Annotated in this window: 16 protein-coding genes; 4 read left to right on the top strand and 12 right to left on the bottom strand. The window is 66.8% G+C overall.

Annotated features, from left to right (window positions below):
• Nucleotide 1: 1 nt before the first annotated feature.
• Nucleotides 2–916 carry a fumarylacetoacetate hydrolase family protein gene (locus tag AN936_RS00695; protein ID WP_054590008.1) on the bottom strand — a complete coding sequence of 305 codons (915 nt, stop codon included), beginning with the start codon at nt 914–916 and terminating at the stop codon, nt 2–4.
• A gap of 152 nt (nt 917–1068) precedes the next feature.
• Nucleotides 1069–1896, bottom strand: a complete 828-nt coding sequence (locus tag AN936_RS00690; protein WP_054586460.1) for a sulfite exporter TauE/SafE family protein — start codon at nt 1894–1896, stop codon at nt 1069–1071.
• Between the two features lie 188 nt (nt 1897–2084).
• Between AN936_RS00690 and AN936_RS00685 the strand changes: the two genes are divergently transcribed.
• Entirely contained in the window at nt 2085–2888 is an 804-nt protein-coding gene (locus AN936_RS00685) for an aspartate dehydrogenase (RefSeq protein ID WP_054586459.1), read from the top strand.
• Between the two features lie 13 nt (nt 2889–2901).
• Nucleotides 2902–3348, top strand: a complete 447-nt coding sequence (locus AN936_RS00680; protein WP_054586458.1) for a VOC family protein — start codon at nt 2902–2904, stop codon at nt 3346–3348.
• A gap of 253 nt (nt 3349–3601) precedes the next feature.
• Here AN936_RS00680 and AN936_RS00675 read toward each other — a convergent pair whose 3' ends face one another.
• Nucleotides 3602–4618 carry an amidohydrolase family protein gene (locus tag AN936_RS00675; RefSeq protein ID WP_201782953.1) on the bottom strand — a complete coding sequence of 339 codons (1017 nt, stop codon included), beginning with the start codon at nt 4616–4618 and terminating at the stop codon, nt 3602–3604.
• A gap of 252 nt (nt 4619–4870) precedes the next feature.
• Here AN936_RS00675 and AN936_RS00670 point away from each other — a divergent pair, with 252 nt between their 5' ends.
• Entirely contained in the window at nt 4871–5824 is a 954-nt protein-coding gene (locus AN936_RS00670; protein WP_054586457.1) for a LysR family transcriptional regulator, read from the top strand.
• Here the strand turns inward: AN936_RS00670 and AN936_RS00665 are convergent.
• The 8 genes from AN936_RS00665 to AN936_RS00630 form a co-directional block, all read right to left on the bottom strand.
• The gene (locus tag AN936_RS00665) at nt 5815–7197 is read right to left on the bottom strand and encodes an amino acid permease (RefSeq protein WP_054586456.1); all 1383 of its coding nucleotides are present in this window, start codon (nt 7195–7197) and stop codon (nt 5815–5817) included. The two genes, AN936_RS00670 and AN936_RS00665, sit on opposite strands and share 10 nt — an antisense overlap.
• A 22-nt stretch (nt 7198–7219) precedes the next feature.
• Nucleotides 7220–8473 carry a kynureninase gene (gene kynU / locus AN936_RS00660; protein ID WP_084758089.1) on the bottom strand — a complete coding sequence of 418 codons (1254 nt, stop codon included), beginning with the start codon at nt 8471–8473 and terminating at the stop codon, nt 7220–7222.
• Nucleotides 8463–9905 carry an aldehyde dehydrogenase family protein gene (locus AN936_RS00655; RefSeq protein WP_234715696.1) on the bottom strand — a complete coding sequence of 481 codons (1443 nt, stop codon included), beginning with the start codon at nt 9903–9905 and terminating at the stop codon, nt 8463–8465. Before AN936_RS00655 ends, kynU begins: the two co-directional genes overlap by 11 nt.
• A complete protein-coding gene (locus AN936_RS00650) occupies nt 9902–11530 on the bottom strand; it encodes a thiamine pyrophosphate-binding protein (protein WP_054586453.1) in 1629 nt (542 codons plus the stop codon). Before AN936_RS00650 ends, AN936_RS00655 begins: the two co-directional genes overlap by 4 nt.
• 112 nt (nt 11531–11642) lie before the next feature.
• Nucleotides 11643–12329, bottom strand: coding sequence for a fumarylacetoacetate hydrolase family protein (locus tag AN936_RS00645; RefSeq protein ID WP_054586452.1), 687 nt, complete (start codon nt 12327–12329; stop codon nt 11643–11645).
• A gap of 14 nt (nt 12330–12343) precedes the next feature.
• Nucleotides 12344–13267 (bottom strand): hypothetical protein, encoded by a 924-nt coding sequence (locus AN936_RS00640; RefSeq protein ID WP_054586451.1) that lies wholly within the window; start codon nt 13265–13267, stop codon nt 12344–12346.
• 104 nt (nt 13268–13371) lie between these two features.
• Complete coding sequence (locus tag AN936_RS00635) at nt 13372–15126, bottom strand: hypothetical protein (protein ID WP_054586450.1); 1755 nt, start codon at nt 15124–15126, stop codon at nt 13372–13374.
• Nucleotides 15127–15140: 14 nt separating this feature from the next.
• Nucleotides 15141–17516: a TonB-dependent receptor gene (locus AN936_RS00630; RefSeq protein ID WP_084758088.1), complete on the bottom strand. Its 2376-nt coding sequence runs from the start codon at nt 17514–17516 to the stop codon at nt 15141–15143.
• 272 nt (nt 17517–17788) lie between these two features.
• Here AN936_RS00630 and AN936_RS00625 point away from each other — a divergent pair, with 272 nt between their 5' ends.
• Nucleotides 17789–19570: a hypothetical protein gene (locus AN936_RS00625; RefSeq protein WP_054586448.1), complete on the top strand. Its 1782-nt coding sequence runs from the start codon at nt 17789–17791 to the stop codon at nt 19568–19570.
• Here AN936_RS00625 and AN936_RS00620 read toward each other — a convergent pair.
• Complete coding sequence (locus AN936_RS00620) at nt 19567–20883, bottom strand: MFS transporter (RefSeq protein ID WP_158500024.1); 1317 nt, start codon at nt 20881–20883, stop codon at nt 19567–19569. The two genes, AN936_RS00625 and AN936_RS00620, sit on opposite strands and share 4 nt — an antisense overlap.
• Nucleotides 20884–20922: the final 39 nt, after the last annotated feature.

Below are 20922 nucleotides of genomic sequence, written 5' to 3'. Positions count from 1 at the left end.
CTCAGCTCCGCGGCAGGTGCGGGGCGGAAACGGGGTTCACCAGTTCGCCGATGCCGTCGACCCACGCGCTCATCACGTCGCCGTCCTTGAGGAAGACGCCGCGCCCCATACCGACCCCGGCGGGGGTGCCCGAGGCGATGAGGTCGCCCGCCTGGAGTTCGAGGATCGTCGAGAGATAGGCGATCTGTTCGTAGATGTTGAAGATCATCGCCGACGTATTGCCGTCCTGCATCGCCTCGCCATTGACCTTGAGCCCCAGCCGAATGTCGTGCGGATCGTCGAGGCAATCGCGCGGCACGAACACCGGCCCCAATGGCGTGAAGCTGTCGAAGCTCTTGCCGCGGAACCAGTCGTGCGAGAAGGGAAAGTCGGTGCGGCGGGTGCGGTCGCGCGCCGACACGTCGTTGACGATTGTGTAGCCAGCAATGAGATCGTGCGCATCGGCGGCGGCGACATTCTTGCCCGCGCGGCCGAGCACGACGCCGAGTTCGACCTCCCAGTCGGGGCGCGACACCTGCGGCGGCACGACCACGGTCGCGCCGGGGCCAACGACGCTCTCGACGGTCTTGAGGAAGATATAGGGCTCGCTCTCGGCCTTGGCGGCGAGCTTGGTCTGCATTTCCTCGGCATGTTCGATGAAGTTCGATGCGGCGGCGAAGATACGGCGCGGCTCGAACGGCGCCGCGAGCTGCGGCGCGGCGACCGTTCCCGATCCCGCGCCGAGCGCCCGGGCGAGCGCGAACAGGCCGTCGCGGCGCGCATCCCAGTCGCGGACGATTCCGGTGACGTCGCCTGCGACGGCGGCGAAACCCAGTTTCGCAGCGGCATCGTGCAGGTCGTGGAAGGCATCGCCGACCCGGATCGTCGCGCGCGGACCTTCGGGGGTGGCGCGGGTGGCAAGGGCAAACCAGGTCATGCGTCTCTCTTTCTTTCCGGTGGGACGGGCGAGCGCCGGGGCCGCGCAGCCGAGCGCCATGGCGCCCCCGATCTGCGCGAGCGCGGCGCGGCGATCCAATATGCGTTGCGCATAGGGCGGGCCGATTTTCTTATAGGAGGCGGCATCGCGGTTCACCCGAAGGCCCGGAGCAGCATGCGCGCCGCGACGACGGTGAGGAACAGGCCGAACAGCAGGCTGAGCTGTCGTTTCGACAGGGCATGCGCGATCCGCGCGCCCCACGGCGCCGTGAAGTAGGACACCGGCGCGATGATCGCGAGGCCGATCAGGTTGACATAGCCGAGGCTGCCCGGCGGCAGGTCCTCGACATGCCAGCCGGCGATGATGAAGGCCACCGTCGCCGGGGCGCTGATCAGCAGGCCGAACAGCGCCGCGGTGCCGACCGCGCGGTGGATGGGGACGTTGAACAAGGTCATTACGGGGACGCTGAGCGTGCCGCCGCCGATCCCCATCATGCTGGAAAGGCCGCCGATCGCGAACGGAATCACCTGCCCCGCCGCGCCGCCCGGGACCGCATCGGCGATATGCTTGCCCTCGAGCGGCAGCAGCATCTTGATCGCGACGAGCAGCGCGACGATGCCGAACACCGCCGACAGGACATCGCCCGACACCCGGCTGGCGAGGACGACCCCGGCGATCGCCCCGAGGAAGATCGCAATCGCCCAGTGCTTTAGCTGATCGTGATCGACGGCGCCCTTGGCTTCATGGGCGCGCGAAGAGGAGATAGCGGTGGGAATGATCGTCGCGAGCGAGGTCGCGACGGTAACGTGCATGCGGACATCGCCGTCGATGCCGAACGAGGCGAGGACAAGGTCGAGCACCGGCACGATGACGATGCCGCCGCCGACGCCGAGCATGCCGGCGATCACGCCGCCGACCGCGCCGGTCACCAGCATCATCGCCGCGAGCGTCAACATCTCCCCGTTCAGCACATCCGGCATCGACTTCCCCCAAAAAGGTCAGCCCGACTTGTGCGGCGTGTCGCATATGCCGTCAAAGATAGAAACAGCGCCTATATATAATCGAAAATATATATCAGGCCCGAAAACCCGGGCTATATCGATTTGCAGATAGAAGGACCGCCAAAGACTATTTTCCCATATATAAAAGACGCCGTAGCGCGGCGGACATGACAAAAGTGGGCATTGCCGGATTCGGCACCATCGGCCGCGTCGTCGCGCGCCATATCGAAGCGAGCGCGCTGCCGCTGACGCTGGCGGCGGTTTCCGCCGGCGACCGGGGCCGCGCGGCGGCCGCGATGGCCGCGCTCGAAAGGCCGGTGCCGATCGTCGATACCGCCGAACTCGTCGCGCTGTCCGACGTCGTCGTCGACAGCGCGCCGACCGCGGCCTTCCGCGACATCGCCACCGCAACGCTCAGCGCGGGCAAGACGCTGGTGACGGTGAGCGGCGCGGCGCTGATGCAATGGCCCGAGGCGACCGACATCGCGCGCGCGCACGGCGGCCGTATCGTCCTCGCCACCGGCGCCTTGCTCGGGCTCGACGCGGTGCGCGCCGCTGCGGTCGGCACGATCCATTCGGTGACGATGGTGACCCGCAAGCCGGTGAAGTCGCTGGTCAAGGCCGAGCATGTCGTGCGCAACAACATCGACCTCACCGGCCTGACCGAACCGCTGAAGATCTTCGAGGGCAGCGCGCTCGAAGGCGCGATCGCCTTTCCCGCCAACGTCAATGTCGCCGCGGCGCTCGGCATGGCGGGGATCGGCCCCGCGCGGACGCAGCTCGAAATCTGGGCCGACCCCGCGCTCGAACGCAATACGCACCGCATCATTGTCGATTCGGACAGCGCGCGCTTCGAACTGTCGATCGAGAATATTCCCACGGTCGAGAATCCCGGCACCGGCCGGATCACCGCGCAAAGCATCGTCGCGGCGTTGAACGACCTCGTCAGTCCCATTCGCATCGGAACATAGAAAGGCCTCACCAATGACCACCCGCCTCCGTCACGTGGCGATCGCGTCCGCCGACCCCGACAATTCGGTCGGCTTCTTCACCGACGTCCTCGGCTGGACCGTCGCCGGCAAGATCGATAGCCGCAACGCGCGCGGCTATTATGTCACCGACGGCCACATCAATATCGCGCTGCTGTGCTTCAAGAACCGCCCCGCCGCCGGGATGGAATTCCCCGAGGGCTATACCGGGCTGCACCACATCGGCTTTCAGTGCGACGACATCAACGCGGTCGTCGAGCGCTTCGAAAATTCGGGCTATGCGCCGCGCCACGACGTCAATCTGGCGCAGGGGCTGGGCAAGAATCCCGCCAAGGACAACGCCGAATACAAGATGGCGGGGCCCGAAAATGTGATGGTCGACGTCTCCGAACGCGGCTGGGCGGGTACCGAAAGCTTCAAGGGCGTGCCGCCGGCGGCGTGACGCTTGTTCGCGTCCTGACATGCGAAGGCCGCCGGAGCTGTGTTCCGGCGGCTTTTTCGTTTTGGCGAATATGCGCTGATGGTCGGTTACGACCGGTTTTTTGCCGTTTGGGCCAACCTTACCCGTTCGCATCGAGCGAAGTCGAGATGCCCCTCAGGCTGGGCGCAAGGCCGACGGGTGTCTCGACTTCGCTCGACACGAACGGAAATAGAGGACGGTCAGGAATCCACCCCTCAGCCGACACTCGCGATAGCTACAGATTCAGGAAGGTCCGCGAATTGCCGCTGAGGATCTTCGCCTTCTGCGCCGCCGACAGCCCGTCATGGTCGCATACCAGCGCCCCGATGTCCTGCTCGCCGAGCGGAAAGGGGTGGTCGGAGCCGAGCAGGATGCGGTCCTCGCCCATCACCTCGACCAGCAGGGTGAGCGCGCGCGGGTCGAACACCGCCGAATCGACGAAGAAGCGGTCGACATAGGTCGAAGGCGGATTGGGGCAGTCGACGCGGACGATGTCGCGGTATTTCCAGGCATTTTCTACCCGGCCGAGCAGGAAGGCAAAGCTGCCGCCGCCATGGCCGAAGCAGATGCGGAGGTTCCTCGGCAGACGGTCGAACGCGCCCGACAGGATCAGCGAGAGGATCGAGAGCTGCGTCTCGGCCGGCATCGCGACGAGCCAGGGGAGCATATATTTGGGCATGCGCTCGCGCGCCATCATGTCCCACGGATGGACGAGCACCGCCGCGCCGACCTCGGCGCAATGGGTGAGGAAGGTCAATATGCCTTCGTCGTCGAGATTGCGCAGCCCCATATGATTTCCGATCTGGACGCCGAGATGGCCGCTGGCCATCGCGCGGCTGACCTCGCGGCACGACAGGTCGATGTCCTGCAGCGGCACCTGCGCAAGCGGCTTCATCCGCTCGGGCGCATGGGCGCAGAATTCGAGCGCGGCGTCGTTGAAGCGCTCGGCGCATTCGAGCGCCTGCTGCGCGGGGCGGCTGTAGCCGAACATGATCGGCGTCGCGCAGATGATCTGGAGATCGATGCCCTGCTCGTCGAGCGCCTCGACGCGCCGCGCCGGGTCCCAGAGGATGTCGTCGACCGGGCGGAACTCCTTCGCGCCCTGCATGATGAAACCCGTGCCGTCGCCGCCGTCGCGCAGCCAGGGCAGCCCCTTGGCCTCGGCGCGTGCGCGATAGGCGGCATCCATCGCCGGGAAGAAGTGGCTGTGCATATCGATCACGCCCGCCTGTTTCGCACCATTTCCAGTCATGATTGTCGCCGCACCCCTGTCCCGTCAGTCATCCCGCGGGTCGCAGATGCGCGCGGGCCATGAGGTTGAGTAACGAGGCGCAGCTATCAACAATAATCCAGAGACTTGCCCCAGCTATTACAAAAAGGATATATCTGGCGGGAACCGGTACCGGCCCGCTCCCCCACCCGGCCTCCCATAGGTTACTATCGTGTGGGAGGCCGGGTGGGGAGCGGGCCGGTACCGAACGCCTAAGGCTGTGGAGAGTCTATCATGCCGAAGTTTCACGAGAATTTCCTGCTGAGTCGCCTGAAGCTGCGCCAGCTTCGCCTGCTCACCGCGATCGCCGACGAGGGCACGGTGCTGAAGGGGTCACAGGCGCTCAACATCGCGCAGCCGGCGGCGACAAAGAGCATCAAGGAGCTCGAGGATGCACTCGGCGTCCAGCTTTTCGAACGCTCGTCGCGGGGCGTGACGCCGACCGATTTCGGCAAGGTGATGATCAAGCATGCCAAGCTGATCCTCGCGCAGCTTCGCCACGCGAGCGAGGAACTCCAGTCGCTCGAGGAAGGGCTGTCGGGGCGCGTCCATGTCGGAACACTGCTCGCCGCCTCGACCTCGCTGCTGCCGCGCGCGCTGGCGCGGCTGCGCGAGCGGCGGCCGGGGATCGCGGTGACGGTCGCCGAAGGGACGATCGACCGGCTGATGCCGGGGCTGCGCACCGGCGACATCGACGTCGTGCTGGGGCGGCTGCCCGAATATCGCGAGCGCGAGGGGCTGCGGCAGGAGGTGCTCTATCTCGACACCGTGTCGATCATGGTGCGCGCGGGGCATCCGCTCACCGAACGCGCGTCGCTGACGCTCGCCGATCTGGTCGAACAGGCGTGGGTGATGCCGCCGAACCAGACCTCGCTCCGCCGCCAGATCGATCAGGCCTTTCGCCACGACGATCTCGAACCGCCGCTCGACGTCATCGAATCGGTGTCGATCCTGACCAACCATGCGCTGCTGATGAATACCGACATGCTCGCCGCGATGCCGCATCAGGTCGGGCTGAGCCAGGCCGGGCTGGTTGCCTTGCCGGTGACACTGGAGGGCGCAGGCTCGCGGATCGGCGCGACGATGCACGCCAATGTCGAACTGTCGGCAGCCGCCGCCTATTTCATGGAGGTGGTCGGCGAGGTCGCGGCCGAAATCCGCGCCGAGCTGGGGCAGGATCAGGCCTGAGCCGCCGAACCCCGCGCCACGCGCCGCCAGACGAAATAGGCGGCCGTGATCAGGACGAGCCACGGCCCGCCGGCGAACACCGCAACCTGCCAGTCGGCGTCGATTGCCATGGTGATCGTGATCGCGGCGAGCAATGCCAGCCCCAGTAACTGCGCATAGGGGAAGAAAGGCATGCGGACGGGCAGGTCGGCCGCCTTGTGGCGGGCGCGGAAGCGGAGGTGGCTGACGAGGATCGCGCTCCACACGAGGAGGCCGCCGAACAGCACGATGCCGAAGAGATAATTATAGGCGAGCGGGGTCAGGATCGACACCGACGCGGCGGCAAGGATGCCGATCCCGGTGACGATCGTCGCGCGCATCGGCACATGCTGCGCATTGAGTTCGCCGAGCGTCCGCGGCGCATAGCCGCCGCGCGCGAGCGAGAAGAGCATGCGCGAGCCCAGATAGATGCTGGTGTTCATCGCCGACAGCGCCGCCGAGGCAACGACGAAATTCATCACCCCTGCCGCATAGGGAATGCCCGCGCTCGCGAACATCTTCACGAACGGGCTTTCGGTGACGACCTTCGCCCCCGACTGCGTCCACGGCAGGAAGGCGACGATGATGAACAGCGCGAGGATGTAGAAGAGGAACAGGCGGCCGGCCATCGTGCGCAGCGCGGCGGGAATCGCGGTCTTCGGATCCTTCGCCTCGCTGGCGGTGCCGACTACGAATTCGAGCCCCATGAACGAAAACAGCGCCATCAGCACCGCGAGCCACACGCCCGAAAAACCGTTCGGCAGGAACCCGCCCGGCAGCCCGGTGACATTGTGGAGGCCGACCGGATCGCCCACAATGCCGAAGATGCGGCTCAGACCGACAATGATGAAGGCGACAATCGCCGACACCTTGATCACCGTCAGCCAATATTCGACCGAACCGAAATTGTGCACCGCGCGCGTGTTGACCCAGACGACGGTCGCCGCGCTGCCGAGCGCCCACATCCACACCGGTGTATCGGGCAGCCACCAGCGCATATAGATGCCGACCGCGACCGCCTCGCTGCCGATCAGCAGGACCTGCTGGATCCAGTAGGTGTAACGCACGATGAAGCCCATCATCGGGCCGAGGTAGATTTCGGCATAGGTGCCGAACGAGCCCGCGGTCGGGTGGACGACCGCCATTTCGGAGAGGCTGAACACCATGATCACCGCGACCAGCGCGGCGATCAGATAGCTGACGAGGACGCCGGGCCCGGCATAGCCGATGGCGATGCCCGATCCCATGAACAGGCCGGTGCCGATCGCGCCGCCGAGGCCGATCATGATGATCTGCGCCTTGGTCAGCCCGCGTTCGAGCCCCGCCTCGCGATCGAGATACGCCTGTTCGTCCATGATCGTCCCCCTTGCCGCTCGCTTATGTAACCGCGTCGCGGACCTGATGCTCGGGCAATTTCCAGATGCCGCCGTCCATGATCGTGGCGAGCCGGTCGACCGCGTCCCACACATCGGCATAGCCGGTATAAAGCGGCGTGAAGCCGAAGCGCACCGTGTCGGGGGCGCGGAAATCGCCGATCACGCCCGCCGCGATCAGCGCGCGCATGATCGGATAGCCCTCGGCATGTGCGAAGGACACCTGGCTGCCGCGCGCCGCCGCGTCGCGCGGCGAGGCGAGCGTGAAGCCGTGTCCCGCGCAGCGCGCCTCGACGAGGCGGATGAAGAGGTCGGTGAGCGCCATCGACTTGGCGCGGATCGCGTCCATGTCGGCCGCGAGGTGAATATCGAGCCCGGTCTCGACGAGTGCCATCGACACGATCGGCTGCGTGCCGATGAGGAACTGGCGGATGTCGTGCTGCGGCCGGTATCCCGGCTCGAACGCGAAGGGCGCGGCATGGCCCCACCAGCCGGTGACCGGTTGCAGCGCCTGCCCCTGATGCCGCTTCGCCGCGAACAGGAAGGCGGGCGAGCCGGGACCGCCGTTCAGATATTTGTAGGTGCAGCCGACCGCGAAATCGGCGCCCGCGCCACCCAGGTCGACCGGCATCGCCCCCGCGCTGTGGCAGAGATCCCAGATCGCGAGCGCGCCGGCTTCGTGCGCCCGGGCGGTGATCGCCGCCATGTCGTGGACATGGCCCGACTTGTAATGGACATGGGTGATCGCGGCTGCGATCGTGTCGTCGTCGATCGCGCCGGCGATCTCGTCCTTCTCGCACAGCCGCACCGATACGCGGCCGCCGGTCGCCGCGGCGACGCCCTCGGCGATATAATTGTTGGTCGGAAAATTGCTGCCCTCAAGGATCAGCACGCTGCGGCCGGGGCGCAGCGCGGCCGCCGCGGACAGAACCTTGAACAGGTTCTGGCTCGTCGAATCGCAGATCACGACCTCGCCCGGCGCGGCGCCGACCAGCGGCGCGAGCTTGTCGCCGAGGCGCACCGGCAGGTCGAACCAGCCGGCGCTGTTCCAGCTCTTGATCAGGTCGGTGCCCCATTCGCGCGTCACCACCTCGTGCGAACGCGCCGCGGCCCCCTTCGGCATCGCGCCGAGCGAATTGCCGTCGAGATAGATCATCCCTTCGGGCAGGTCGAAGCGGTCGCGCAGCGGCGCGAGCGGATCGGCGCGGTCCATCGCCTCGCAGGCGGCGCGGTCGAGCATTGCTGTATCAAGCGTCATGGAAGCATATTACCTTCGTCTGCGACATTTCGCGCGCGGCGAAACGCACGCCCTCGCGCCCCATATTCCCCCGCCCCGCGCCGCCGAACGGCATCGCGTCGAGCCGGTAGTCGGTCGAGTCATTCACCATCACGCCCGCGACGCGGAGCCGCCGCGCGGCATGGCGCGCGGTGCGGAGCGATTCGGTGAAGATCGCGGCGTGGATCGCATAATCGGCGCGGTTCGCGGCGTCGATCGCAGCGTCGAGATTGGTGAAGCGGAACAGGCTGACCACCGGTCCGAATGCCTCGTGGCATGCGACGCGCGCGTCATCGGCAACATTGGCAAGCAGCGTCGGGCGCACCAGCGTCCCCGCGCGCTCGCCGCCGGTCAGGAGCGTCGCGCCGCGCGACACCGCCTCGGCGGTCCAAGCGGTGATCCGCTGCGCCTCGGCGGCGCCGATCATCGGGCCGATGTCGGTTTCGCCGTCCGTCGGATCGCCGACGCGCAGCGCGGCGGTCACCGCGACCAGCGCATCGGCAAAGGCGTCATGGACGGCGTCATGAACGTAAATGCGCTGGACGCCGATGCAATTCTGGCCCGCGGCACCGAAGGCGCCCGAAACGCAGGCGGCCGCCGCCTTTTCGATATCGGCGTCGCCCATCACGATCACCGGGCCGTTGCCGCCAAGTTCCATCGCGAGCCGCTTGATCCCCGCCGCGCGGCAGATCGCTTCGCCGACCTTCGCGCCGCCGGTGAAGCTGACCATCGCCACGTCGGGATGCGCGGTCAGCGCGTCGCCGAAATCGCTGCCGCGCCCGGTCAGCAGGCACAGCGCCTCGGCGGGCAAACCCACCGCGAGCAGCAGCCGCGCGAGCATGATCGCGACGAGCGGCGCCTGCTCGGCCGGCTTCAGCACCACCGCATTGCCCGCCGCAAAAGCGGGGCCGAGCTTGTGGCAGACGAGGTTGAGCGGGTCGTTGAACGGGGTGATCGCGGCGATCACGCCGACGGGTTCATAGATATAATGCCCCGACCGCGCCTCGCCGCCGGGGAAGCTGTCGAAGGCGATCGTCTCGCCTGCAAGGCGTACCGCTTCCTCTGCGGAAAGGCGGAGCGTGTTGACCGCGCGGGCGGCCTCGCGCCGCGCGCTGCGGATCGGTTTGCCCGTCTCGGCGGTGATCGCGGCGGCGAAGCGTTCGGCGTCGCCCTCGAGCGCCGCTGCGGCGGCGTGGAGGATGCGCGAACGCTCGCCCGTCGCCAGCGCGCGCATCGCTTCGGCGCCGCGCACGGCGCTCGCCACCGCGCGCGCGACATGGCCGGCATCGGCACAGGCGACCGCGCCGAGCGCTTCGCCCGACCAGGGGTTTATGACCTCCATCGTCCGCTCGGCCGCTTCCCAGCGGCCGCCGATCAACAGCGACCGGCCGCTGTCGAACGCGCTGTGCATCATGGCTTGTCCTTGCGCAGCACCAGCTCGTCATATTCGCGGCTGTCGAGCAGCGCCTCGACGATCACCGGGCCATCCGCCGCAAAACCTGCCTCGAGCGCGGCGCGGAATTCGGCCGGATCGCGCGCGACCGTCACCGGGACGCCGAACAGCGACGGGCCGCCGATCGTCCCTTCGGCGCGAACGGGCGTGCCATAGATCGGGTTCTGCTTCTTTTCCTGCTTGATGCGGATCAGCGCGAGATCGTTGTCGGTGAAGATGACGATCACCAGCGGCAGATTTTCGCGCACCGCGGTCGCCAGCTCGCCTGCAGTCATCAGGAAGCCGCCGTCGCCGAGCACGCAGCACACCGGCGTATCGGGGCGGCAGAGCTTCGCGGCGATCGCGGCGGGAAGGCCGAAGCCCATCGCCGACCAGCCGTTGGTCATGATCTGCGTGCCGGGTTTCGGCGTCCGCCAGTGCTGGCCGATGAGATGCGTGTGTGCGCCGACGTCGCAGGTCATGATGCCGTCATCGGGCAGCACATCGCGTAGCACGTCGAGCGCGGCGCACGGACCGAAAGGCCCCTCGCGCCCCGCGAGCTTGGTGAACATCGCCGCCTTGCGTGTCGCGAGCGCAGCGAGGTCCCATCCCTTCGGCCCCGCGGGAAGCGCGAGCAGCGCATCGAGCGCGGGCGCGATCGCGCCGACGACCTCGGCGGCGACCGGATGCTTCTCGCGGTCGATGTCGGCGGGCGCGATATCGATGCTGGCGAGCGCGAGCCCGTCCTTCATCCAGCTTTCGTAATTGAACTCGATCGGATCGTAACCGACCGCGACGACCAGATCGGCCTCGGCATGCGTCTTGCCGACCAGGTCGGAGAGGGCGTGGAAGAGGACGCCGGCATAGCTCGGATGATCTTCGGCCACCATGCCCTTGGCCATCGGGGTCAGCAGCACGGGCAGGCCGAAACGCTCGGCGAGCGCGACGATGCGATCCTGCACGCGGGCGTGAACAGCGCCAAGGCCGATCGCGAGCACGGGCTTCGCGGCGGCCGCGAAGGCCGCGGTCAGCGCGTCGAGATCGGCCGCGGCGGGCGCCGGAACCGGGTCGGCGGCAATGGCGCCGATAGCCGCTGCCGCGACCGCGACCGCGCTCATCCCCTGCGGCAGGCCGACATGCACCGCGCCGGGACGGCCCGAGAGCGCGATGCGCGCCGCCTCGGCGAGCGTCGTAACCGCCGTATCGGCCTCGATCCGCATCGTCGCCTTGGTCAGCGGGGCGAACAGCGCCTGATGGTCGATCGCCATCTGCACCGTGCGGCCGCGCAATGATGCGGGCATTTCGTCGGTGAGCGCGATCATCGGCGAACGGTCGAGCGTCGCGCCGCCGACGCCGGTCGCAAGGTTCGTCGCGCCGGGGCCGAAGGTGCCGAAGCAGACGCCGGGCACGCCGGTGAGCCGCCCGCAGATATCGGCCATGAAGCCCGCGCCGCCCTCATGGCTCGCGAGGACGAAATCGATGCCGTCGGTGGTGCGGATCGCCTCCATATAATCGACCCAGCCGCCGCTCGGCACGCCGAAGACGTGGCGCACGCCCATGTCGCGAAGCGCCCCCACGACGTTGCGGGCAACATTGGTCGATTTCATGCGCGATCCTTCATGCGAGAGCCGTCCTCTGCCGACCGGCCTAGGCGCCTCCGTCATAAACAAATAATACCGAAAGGCTGTACCGATATACCCTATCTGTTATAGAGCGCGGTCAGACGAAGCGGTTGGCGATCGTGCCGATGCCGTCGATGCCGCCTTCGACGAGATCGCCCGCCACGATCCGGCCGACGCCCGCCGGCGTGCCGGTGTAGATGAGGTCGCCGGGCTTCAGTTCGACATAGGTCGACAGTTCGGCGATGATGTCGGCGACCGGCCAGATCATGTCGGCGATGTCGCCTTCCTGCCGCAATTCGCCGCCCACCGACAGCCAGATGCGCGCGTTCGCCGGATGGCCGACCTCGGCAGCGGGACGGATCGGCGAAATGACCGCGCTATGGTCGAAGCCTTTCGCCATGTCCCACGGCCGCCCGGCGCCCTTCGCCTCGGCCTGCAGGTCGCGGCGCGTCAGGTCGTTGCCGACCGCATAGCCGAACACCGCCGCGATCGCCGCGTCCCCGGCCATGTCGCGGCCGCCGCTGCCGAGCGCGACGACAAGCTCGATCTCGTGATGCAGGTTGGCGGTCCGCGGCGGCATCGCGATATCCGCCGTCCCGCCGACGACCGCGTCGGCGGGCTTGGTGAAGAAAAAGGGCGGCTCGCGCTCGGGCGAACCGCCCATTTCGCGGGCATGCTCGGCATAGTTGCGGCCGACGCAGAAGATGCGGCGGACCGGGAAGCGCCCGGCGCTCCCCGCGATTTCGACACTCGGCGCGGCAACGGAGAAATTCGGGCTGGTCATAAGATCCTCAGCAATCAGGCGGGCGGATAGAGCGCCGCGCGGCACTTGCCGAGGTCGGCGCCATCGAGGCCGCTCTCCCTCACCGCATTCCACGGGCTCCCCATCTTGTCCTCGGGGCGATACCAGAAGCCATAGAGCTTGCCGTTCGCCGCGACCAGCGTCGCCGAACCGATGCTGCCTTCTTCCTTCGAGAACCAGGCGAGGCGCATGATGCGGCCGAACAGCGTCCCACGCAGCGTGCCGAGCCCGTCGTTGTAGCAGCCGAAGACCTCGGTGCCCTGCTGCCGCAGCGCGATCGGGCCATATTCGTGCGAATAGATGCGGCTGGCGTCCGCATCCGCGATCGCGCCGCCGCCGCGCTGCTCGAGCGTGCCGAGAACCGCGAGGTCCGACAGGCGCGTCTGCCCCTTGCCCGCCCAATTGCTGTCGATACGCAGCCGCAGCCAGCGCGCCGAGGCTTCCTTGGGCAATTTCACCACCGTCTGCGCGTCGGCCTTCGCCTCGCCCTCGACGAGCGTCTCATACGGCCCCTCGGGCCCCTTGGTCGAGCCGAGCAACGCGAAACGCCGCACCGGCGATCCTTCGGCGGTCTGCGACATCGACCCGTCCTCGCGCACCACCGGCTCGAAGCGGTTATCGAGCGCGACCGCCGCGATCTTGCCATTGCCCGCGAGCTCGAAATTCAGCGCGTGCGGCAGGGTCACCCCCTTGTCCGACAGCCAGCCATAGGCCGGCCCGCCGTCGACGAGGTTGATCGCCCAGGTCGACCAATGCCGTTTCGCCTCGCCCGCATCGGCCTCGGCAATCCCGCCCCAACTGATGTGGAGGATGTTGTCGCCGGCGGCTTCGGCGGGTTTCCCCGCGGTCTTTTCGGCGGGTGCGTTCGAGCATCCGGCGAGGAGCAATGCTCCCGCCAGCGCGATATGGCATGCGCGCATTGTCGATTTCCTTTTCCGTCATCCCGGCGCAGGCCGGGATCTCATCTTCTGATTGTGGACGCGCCGCCGAGATCCCGGCCTGCGCCGGGATGACGACGGGCTTTCTAGGGTCGTTCGGGCCAGATCGTCCTAGGGGCGCCAAGGTTCGGCTTGCCGAGCAGCGGGCTCGACAACGCGTAGACGCCGTTTACCGAAAAGGCCCAGATGATGTTGCGGTCATATTCGGTGTAGACCGCGAAGGTCGAATTGCCGAATGTGTAGCCCGGCAGCTCCTTTGTCGTCGGGAAGCGCGGGACGAAATAGCCCGCGATCGTGGGCTTCGCCGGGTCCTTGACGTCGAAAATCTGGATGCCGGCGTTGTAGAAGGCATAAATGGCAAGCCCCTGCCGTCCGCGTTCGGGCTGGCCGAGCCCGCCCGAACGTTTCGGCCCGAAGCTGCCGCGCCGCTGGCAGAAATCGGTGAAGCCCGCGCCCGCCGGCGGTTTCGGCCGCGGGAATTTTGCCGCAACCTTCGGATGCGCAGGGTCGCGCACGTCGATCGAGAAAATATCCTTGTACGGCTCGTAACAGCTCTCGTTCATCGGATAGCCGTTTGAGAAGACGAAGCCGGTGCGGTCGTACTGGCTGACGTCGACATTATCGAACTCGGTCCCGGCATAGCTCGGCGGGACGCTCAGATGACCGAACGTTTTCGGCGCGGCCGGGTCGCTGAGGTCGAAGGTATAGAAGCCCAGCCCGCCCATGCCGCCGAAGCCGATCTTGCCGCCCTGCTCGACCGGCTTCGTCAGCACGATCGGGTTGCGCGATCCCATCCAGCTCGTCCGGTTGCCGGCGCGCGGATTGGCGAGATACGCCGCTTCGCTGTCCTTGTCGCCGAGCACCTGCCCCGGCACATTGATCTGCGACACGAACTTCGGGTTCGCCGGATCGGCCATGTCCCAGACCTGATAGCCGGGCGAATAGAGATAGTCGGGATATTCGGTCAGGCTGTAGCTGTCGTCGGGCGCCGCCGAGAGCAGCATATATTTGCCGCCCCACCAGGTCACCGCGTCGAGCGCGCCCGATCCCTGCTGCTCGCCGACCGGGGCGTCGGGATGCTTGGTGTCGGTCGTGCGCGTTGCAATCAGGTCCCATTTGTCGGGCGTCGGCCCGTTCATGACAAAGACCTTGAACCCTTTGAGCGAATTATAGTGGCGCTGCGCCGCGACCTTGTCGGGCTCGCGCCTCTTGTCCTCCATCAGGCCGAAACGCCCGATCTCGTAGGAGGCGATCAGGACATTGCGCTGCAGCTTCGCGTTCCATGCGATGGTGACGCCGCCGAAATAGTCGGTGACCGCCGCCGCATCCCAATCCTCGCTCGACCCTTCGGCGCTCCACACCCCGCCTTTCGACCAGACGATCTTTGCCGCGCGCGGGTCGGTGACGTCGAGAATGCGCAGATAGTCGCGGTCGTGGGTGTAGAGATAGCGCCGGCCATCGAAATCGACGACATTCGCCCATGCGTGCCAGGGCGAGGTCACCGCCGGGTAGAAGGCGACGACCTCGACATTCTTGGCGTAACTATTCTGGTCCCAGTGATCGAGCTGGCCGGGGAAGCCCGGCACGTCGGTGGTGAGGCGGGTCGACGAGGGGTGGCGGAAACTGCCGTCGGGATTCATCCCGTAATCGACGCCGGGCACCGGATCCTTGGGCGGGTTTTCGGGCGTCGCCTCCTGCCACGCCTTCAGCCAGGGATCCTTTATGTCGATCGGGCGCGAGGCGACGTCGCTGCCCCAGTCGGCGGCCGCGGTCATCGCGGGCCAGAGCAACGCCGCAAGCAGCGCCGCGCCTGCCGCCCGATATGTGCCGATGCCTTTCATCGCCGACTCCCTTCTCAGAACCGGAACCGCGCCGTCACGCCATAGGTGCGCGGCGGAATATAGGTGCCATAAATGGTCCCGAACAGTTCGAGCTTGCTCGTGTAATTGAGCTCGTTGGTCAGATTCTTCGCCCACGCCGTCAATTCCCATTTGTCGTCGGCGTCGCGGATGCCGATGCGGGCACCCAGCAGGATTTCGCTATCGAACTTCAGGATCGGCGTGTTCGGATTGTCGAAGAAATTGGCGCCGGTGTATTGGAAATCGCTCCCCGCGACGAGCACCAGATTGTCGCTGATCGGCTGGTCGAGATTGGCGGCGATGCCGAAGGCGTGCTTCGGGGTGCGGCGGCAGGTGTTGCCGTCGAGGTCGGTGCCGTCGTCGTCGATGATCAACTCGCCGGTGAAGTTGCAGCGCGAATAGGCATAATTGCCCGAGATGCTGAACGTATCGGTGAGCCGCGCCTGCATATCGAGTTCGAGGCCATAGGCACGCGTGCCGTTCGCTGCGTTGAAGACGAAATTGTCGGGCGGCAGCCCCGGCCCCGGCGACAGGAACTGGTTGGTCTGAAGATTGTCGTAGGTGGTGTAATAGGCGGCGGCGTTCAGGAAGATGCGCCGGTTGGCGAACGCCAGCTTGGCGCCGGCCTCGAAGCTGTCCGCGGTTTCGGGCTCGAACGACACCAGCGCCTCGGCCGGGGTGTTCGCATCCTCGCCGGTCCAGCCGCCGGGCTTGTACCCCTTCGCATAGCGGACATAGAGCGTCGCATCGTCGCTCGGCTCGAAGCGCAGCGTGGCGCTCGGCAGCCAGGCGTCCCAGCTTCGCGTTTCGCCGACCGTGAAATTCACCGGCGCGCCCTCGAACGATACGCCCGAGCGGTTGTTCGAATAGAGTTTGCGGTCATAGGCGTAGCGCAGCCCGGCTTCGACCGTCAGCCGGTCGGTGATGCTGTAGCTGAGTTCGCCGAAGACGCCGATATTGTCGTTCTTCGACGTCGTCACCGTGTGGTTGGAGCCGGGGAACGGCGTCGCCGGGGTGCCCCCGAAAGCCATGGCAAAGGCGAACTCCTCGATCGCCTGATAATCGGGGAACAGGAAGTTCACATCCTCGGCGCGGCGGATCTTCTCACGCAGATAATAGACGCCGCCCTCGACGCGAAGCGGGCCGCCATCGTCCCAGCGCAGGCGCAGCTCCTGCGAGAATTGCCTGACGTCCTCTGCCTTGCCGCTGTCGAAATAGCTGTCGGGGACGCTCGCGAGATAGGTGTCGATCCCGGCGAGCATCGCCGGCGTGATGTCGGGCGTGTTCGTCGCCGGGTCGATCGCGAAATCGAAGAACATTCCCGACCCGTCCTCGCGCGCCGCCAGCGACGAATCGCGCCACGCCGTCTGCGCGGTGATGCTGAGCGCGTCGGTCGCCTGCCAATCGATCGAACCGCTCAGCCCGTACATGTCGGAATTCTGGTAACCGGTGAAATTATGCGCGCCGCGGCGGCGCTCGGCGCTCCGGAACGGGGCGTTGCGATCGGGCAGGACGAAACCCGGCAAACCGTCGATCGGCGGCGCATAAAAGCCGAGGTAGGTCACCTCGTTGCTGTTGCCGGGGACGATGATATCGACCCAGCGCGCGCCGTCACGGTGCCGCGTGTAGTCCGCCGACAGGTTGATATCGAGCGTCGCGTCGGGCTGCCAGCGAAGCTGGCCGCGCACCGACTGGACATTCTGGTCTTCCTCGTCGCCGCCGCGCGTGTTGGTCGCATAGCCGTCGTGCTTGCGCGAGCTGACCGTCAGCCCGAGGCCGAGCGTGTCGGACACCGGCCCGCGCACCGAGGCGGCGACGTCGAGCTTGTTGTAATTGCCGTAGGTCGCCTCGAAGCGCCCCTCGAATTCGTCGCCGGGCTTTTTGGTGACACAGTTGATGAGGCCGCCGACGACGCTCTTGCCGAAGCGCAGCGCCTGCGGTCCTTTCAGCACCTCGACGCGTTCGAGGTCGTAGAGGTCGAGCAACGAGCCGGTGCCGCGCGACAGATAGGCGCCGTCGAGGAAGATGCCGACCGCGCCATCGGCGCCCGCGCCCTGGATGTCGGAGCCGATGCCGCGGATGAACAGTTCGGTATCGACCGCGCGCTCGGCGCTGAGCTTCAGGCCGGGGACCCGGTAGGCGATTTCGGAGAAATCCTTGATGCCCGCGCGTTCGAGCGCCGCGCTGCCGAACGCCTGCACCGAAATCGGCACGTCCTGCAGGCTTTCCTCGCGCTTGCGCGCGGTCACGACGATCTCGTCGCCATAGCCTTCGGCGTCGGCCGGCGCCGATTGCGCCCCCGCCGATCCGGGCAGCGCGCAGGCGGCAGCGGTCGCAAGCAGGGCGCGGCGCCAATATCGGGTCATTCGCATGTCTTACCTCCCCAGCGGCCGGACGCGCCCTGTCCTCTGATGGGAAGGTCCCGTGCCGGCCTGAACGATTGAACGGCCGGAACCTAGTCCTCTTTATATATCGATATAATAGATAATAGGTCGTCCTATATTCCAGTTCGATTATACAGGTGCCGCCGGAGTGGGCGAGCGGCACGCTATCCCCGAACGATTATACCGCGCCGGAGATCGAATATTGGATCGGCATGGCTTGGCGGCCGACAAGCATCGCGGTTTCGATATGGGAGGCTTGAATGCGGCACGATCTTCTCACACGCTTGGGCTTCGGCAGCGCCCTTGCCCTCCTGCTGGCGGGCGTTGCGGCACCGTCGCTGGCCGACGAACCGGCGACAAGCGCCCCGCAGACACCGCCGCTGACCGCAGGCGAAAGCGACATTCCCGACCCCGATATCCGCGCCTGGTGGAATCTCACCTACAACCGCAAGCCCGCACCGCCGGTGCCGGGCAAGGATTATGGCATGGACGCGGCGACCGGACGTTTCATCCATCCCAAGGCGACGCCGCTCGTCCGCAAGGCGCCGAACTTTCCCGGCCAGCTCGATCATTGGGACCAGAACAGCTACGCCAAAAATGTCGAGCAGATCGCCTTCTACGACTTCATTCCGTCGACCGGGCACACCTGGCAGTCGATCGCCGACTTCGGCGGCAAGCGGTACATGTATGTCTATTACCGGTCGGGCATGGGGGTGTTCGACATCACCGATCCGCGTAAGGCGAAGCTCGTCTATCGCCGCGGCCAGCGCGTCGGCGCTTATGGCAAGTCCGACATCGTCAATCCCTATGCGAAGGGCGACGGCTTCGGCGCCGCGAATATCTCGTGGCACAAGGGCTTGCGCAAATATGTGATGGTGCAGGCGTTCGAGGTGCCGCGCTATGGCATCATGGACGAGAAATATCGGGAACCCGAAGGCGTCGCGACGCTCAAGCACTGGAAAGGCCTCAAGGGCTTTCGCGTCTATGTGATGGACGGCCCGCTGCCCGACCAGTGGCAGCTCGTCGCCGAGCGCACCACCGACTATCGCCACCCCGACGCCAAACCCGGCGAGCAGCAGGGATCGGGGGCGCTCGACATTCCGGCGTGGACGGGCGGCAAATATATGTTCCTGTCCACCGCGCCCGACGACCGCTTCATGCTCACCGAATTCGCCGACTATATCTACACCCCCGGCTATCAGGTCTGGGACATGAGCGACCCGGCGGACCCGAAATTCGTCAGCCAGTTTGCGGCGCCCGGCCAGATCCTCGGCGATCCCGAGCATGAGGCCGCCTATCTGATGAACCCGCGCGCCGGCAACCGCACCTCGTGGTTCGGGTCGCGCATGCCGCCTTTCATGACCAAGGCGCCCGGCGAGGGCGGCAAGATCGCCTTCGGCGCGATGGCGGGGCTCGGCCTCTATTCGCTCGACGTCAGCGATCCGGCGAACATCAGGATCGTCGGACACGTCAACCAGGTGCCGAAATTCGCCGGCACCGAGTTCGATAATGTCGACCTCAGCCAATATGAGCGGACGGGCTATATCTTCACCAACGGCTATCCGATGAACGACGAATGTTACGAGCCGTACAAGGATATCCTCGTCGTCGACGCGCGCGATCCGGCAAAGCTCAGCATCGCGGCGAAATTCCCGCGCCCAGTGCCGCCCGCCGATGCCGGCTTCACCGATTTCTGCCAGCGCCGCGGCAGCTTCGGGCCGAAACGCTCGGGCTATCTCACCCAGCCCGGCCGGTTCCGCGACGGGGTGGTCGCCTATGCCTTCTATAACGGCGGGGTCCAGATTTTCGACGTCAAGGACCCGACCAAGCCGTCGATCGCCGGCTATTTCGTCCCGCGCTTCCCCACCGAGGCCGAGACCGGCGGCCAGTCGCAGGGCAATCTGACCTATGGCATCTTCGCCGAATATGATCGCAACATCCTGTGGGCGTTCACCAACCACGGCTTTTATGCGCTGACGTCGTCGCTGATCGGCAAGCCGTCGTTCAAGGCGCCGGCGAAACCCTGGCCGCCGCGCGATTAATCGCGCGGCCGCCCCGGAAGGTGGCGGTCGACGATGAGGGCCCCGGCGGCGAGTAGGACGAGCGCCGCCGCGATCATTGCGAAGAACAGCCAGGTGCCGCCCGGCTGGTCGAGCAGCACCCCGGCACCGAAGGCGCTGATGATCGCGCCGATCCGGCCGAAGCTGATCGAATAGCCGATCCCCGCCGAGCGGCATTCGACCGGGAAGGCGTGGCTCGACAGCGTCAGCAGCAACACCTGTAGCGACAGCACCGTGGCGCCGGTCAGCGCAAGGCCGGCCAACACGATGCCCGGCGCGACACCGGGCCAGTGCAGCAGCGTGCTCCACAGGGCCAGCGCCGCCATCCCCGCCGCCACCGTCGCGACGATCGTCCGGCGCGAGCCGATGCGCAGCATCACCCAGGTGAGCGCGAAGGACGCCGTGACCCCCGACAGGTTGAGGATCATCGCGCCGCGGATCGCGCTGCCCATCGCGAAGCCGGCGCTCGACAGCAGCACGGGCACCCAGCTCAACAGCGCATAGACCGCCATCAGCGCCGCAAAGAAGGCAAGCCCCATGCCGATCGTCGTTCGCCGCAGCGCGGGATCGAAAGGATGACCGCCGGCCGCGATGGCGGGGGGCGGCGCGAAGGGGCCCTCCGCTCTACCCCCGGCCGCGGCGATCATCGCCGCGATTTGCGCATCGGCGCCGCCGCGCCGCGCCAGCAGCACCGGCGATTCGGGCAGGCCGCGCAGCATCGCGAGGCTGAGCAGCAGCGGTAGCGCACCACCGACCACGAAGGCCGCCGGCCAGCCATAGGCCGGGATCAGCCAGGACGCGATCGCGGCGCCGACGATCCCGCCGCACGGCACCCCGACCGAGATCACGGTGACGGCATAGTTGCGTGCCCGCAGCGGCATCCATTCGGCGACGAGCGCGGTCGCATTGGGCACCGCAGCGCCGAGCCCGAGCCCGGTGATGAAGCGCAGGACCGCGAAGCTGGTGACATCGGTGCACAGCGCGGTCAGCATCGCCATGGCGCCGAACCAGAGCACCGCGCCGATCAGCGCCGGCCGCCGCCCGAAGCGGTCGCCGAGCCAGCCGCCGATGCTCGTCCCGAACGCCATACCGGCCAGCGAGGCGGCCATGACCGGCGCGAGCGCGCCCGAACCGATCCGCCAGTCCGCGAGAATGGCGGGCGCCGCGAAGGCAGCAAGCTGGATATCGAAGCCGTCGAGCAGGATGACCGCCGCCACCAGCGCAAGCAGCCGCGCGTGAAAGGCGCGAAAGGCCAAGCCGTCGATGATGGGCTGAACCGGCGTCGCTGTTGTCATCATTTCCCCCATCGCCCTGTCGTTTTGTCCGGACGGCGA

The sequence above is a fragment of the Sphingopyxis macrogoltabida genome (genome assembly GCF_001307295.1).
GTDB lineage: Bacteria > Pseudomonadota > Alphaproteobacteria > Sphingomonadales > Sphingomonadaceae > Sphingopyxis > Sphingopyxis macrogoltabida_B.
This window is presented reverse-complemented; position numbering and strand designations above follow the sequence as displayed.

What these genes read in the sequence shown, in the direction of transcription:
- AN936_RS00695 (WP_054590008.1), bottom strand. Translation starts at nt 916, where the DNA reads ATGACCTGGTTTGCCCTTGCCACCCGCGCCACCCCCGAAGGTCCGCGC.
- AN936_RS00690 (WP_054586460.1), bottom strand. Translation starts at nt 1,896, where the DNA reads ATGCCGGATGTGCTGAACGGGGAGATGTTGACGCTCGCGGCGATGATG.
- AN936_RS00685 (WP_054586459.1), top strand. Translation starts at nt 2,085, where the DNA reads ATGACAAAAGTGGGCATTGCCGGATTCGGCACCATCGGCCGCGTCGTC.
- AN936_RS00680 (WP_054586458.1), top strand. Translation starts at nt 2,902, where the DNA reads ATGACCACCCGCCTCCGTCACGTGGCGATCGCGTCCGCCGACCCCGAC.
- AN936_RS00675 (WP_201782953.1), bottom strand. Translation starts at nt 4,618, where the DNA reads ATGACTGGAAATGGTGCGAAACAGGCGGGCGTGATCGATATGCACAGC.
- AN936_RS00670 (WP_054586457.1), top strand. Translation starts at nt 4,871, where the DNA reads ATGCCGAAGTTTCACGAGAATTTCCTGCTGAGTCGCCTGAAGCTGCGC.
- AN936_RS00665 (WP_054586456.1), bottom strand. Translation starts at nt 7,197, where the DNA reads ATGGACGAACAGGCGTATCTCGATCGCGAGGCGGGGCTCGAACGCGGG.
- kynU (WP_084758089.1), bottom strand. Translation starts at nt 8,473, where the DNA reads ATGACGCTTGATACAGCAATGCTCGACCGCGCCGCCTGCGAGGCGATG.
- AN936_RS00655 (WP_234715696.1), bottom strand. Translation starts at nt 9,905, where the DNA reads ATGATGCACAGCGCGTTCGACAGCGGCCGGTCGCTGTTGATCGGCGGC.
- AN936_RS00650 (WP_054586453.1), bottom strand. Translation starts at nt 11,530, where the DNA reads ATGAAATCGACCAATGTTGCCCGCAACGTCGTGGGGGCGCTTCGCGAC.
- AN936_RS00645 (WP_054586452.1), bottom strand. Translation starts at nt 12,329, where the DNA reads ATGACCAGCCCGAATTTCTCCGTTGCCGCGCCGAGTGTCGAAATCGCG.
- AN936_RS00640 (WP_054586451.1), bottom strand. Translation starts at nt 13,267, where the DNA reads ATGCGCGCATGCCATATCGCGCTGGCGGGAGCATTGCTCCTCGCCGGA.
- AN936_RS00635 (WP_054586450.1), bottom strand. Translation starts at nt 15,126, where the DNA reads ATGAAAGGCATCGGCACATATCGGGCGGCAGGCGCGGCGCTGCTTGCG.
- AN936_RS00630 (WP_084758088.1), bottom strand. Translation starts at nt 17,516, where the DNA reads ATGCGAATGACCCGATATTGGCGCCGCGCCCTGCTTGCGACCGCTGCC.
- AN936_RS00625 (WP_054586448.1), top strand. Translation starts at nt 17,789, where the DNA reads ATGCGGCACGATCTTCTCACACGCTTGGGCTTCGGCAGCGCCCTTGCC.
- AN936_RS00620 (WP_158500024.1), bottom strand. Translation starts at nt 20,883, where the DNA reads ATGACAACAGCGACGCCGGTTCAGCCCATCATCGACGGCTTGGCCTTT.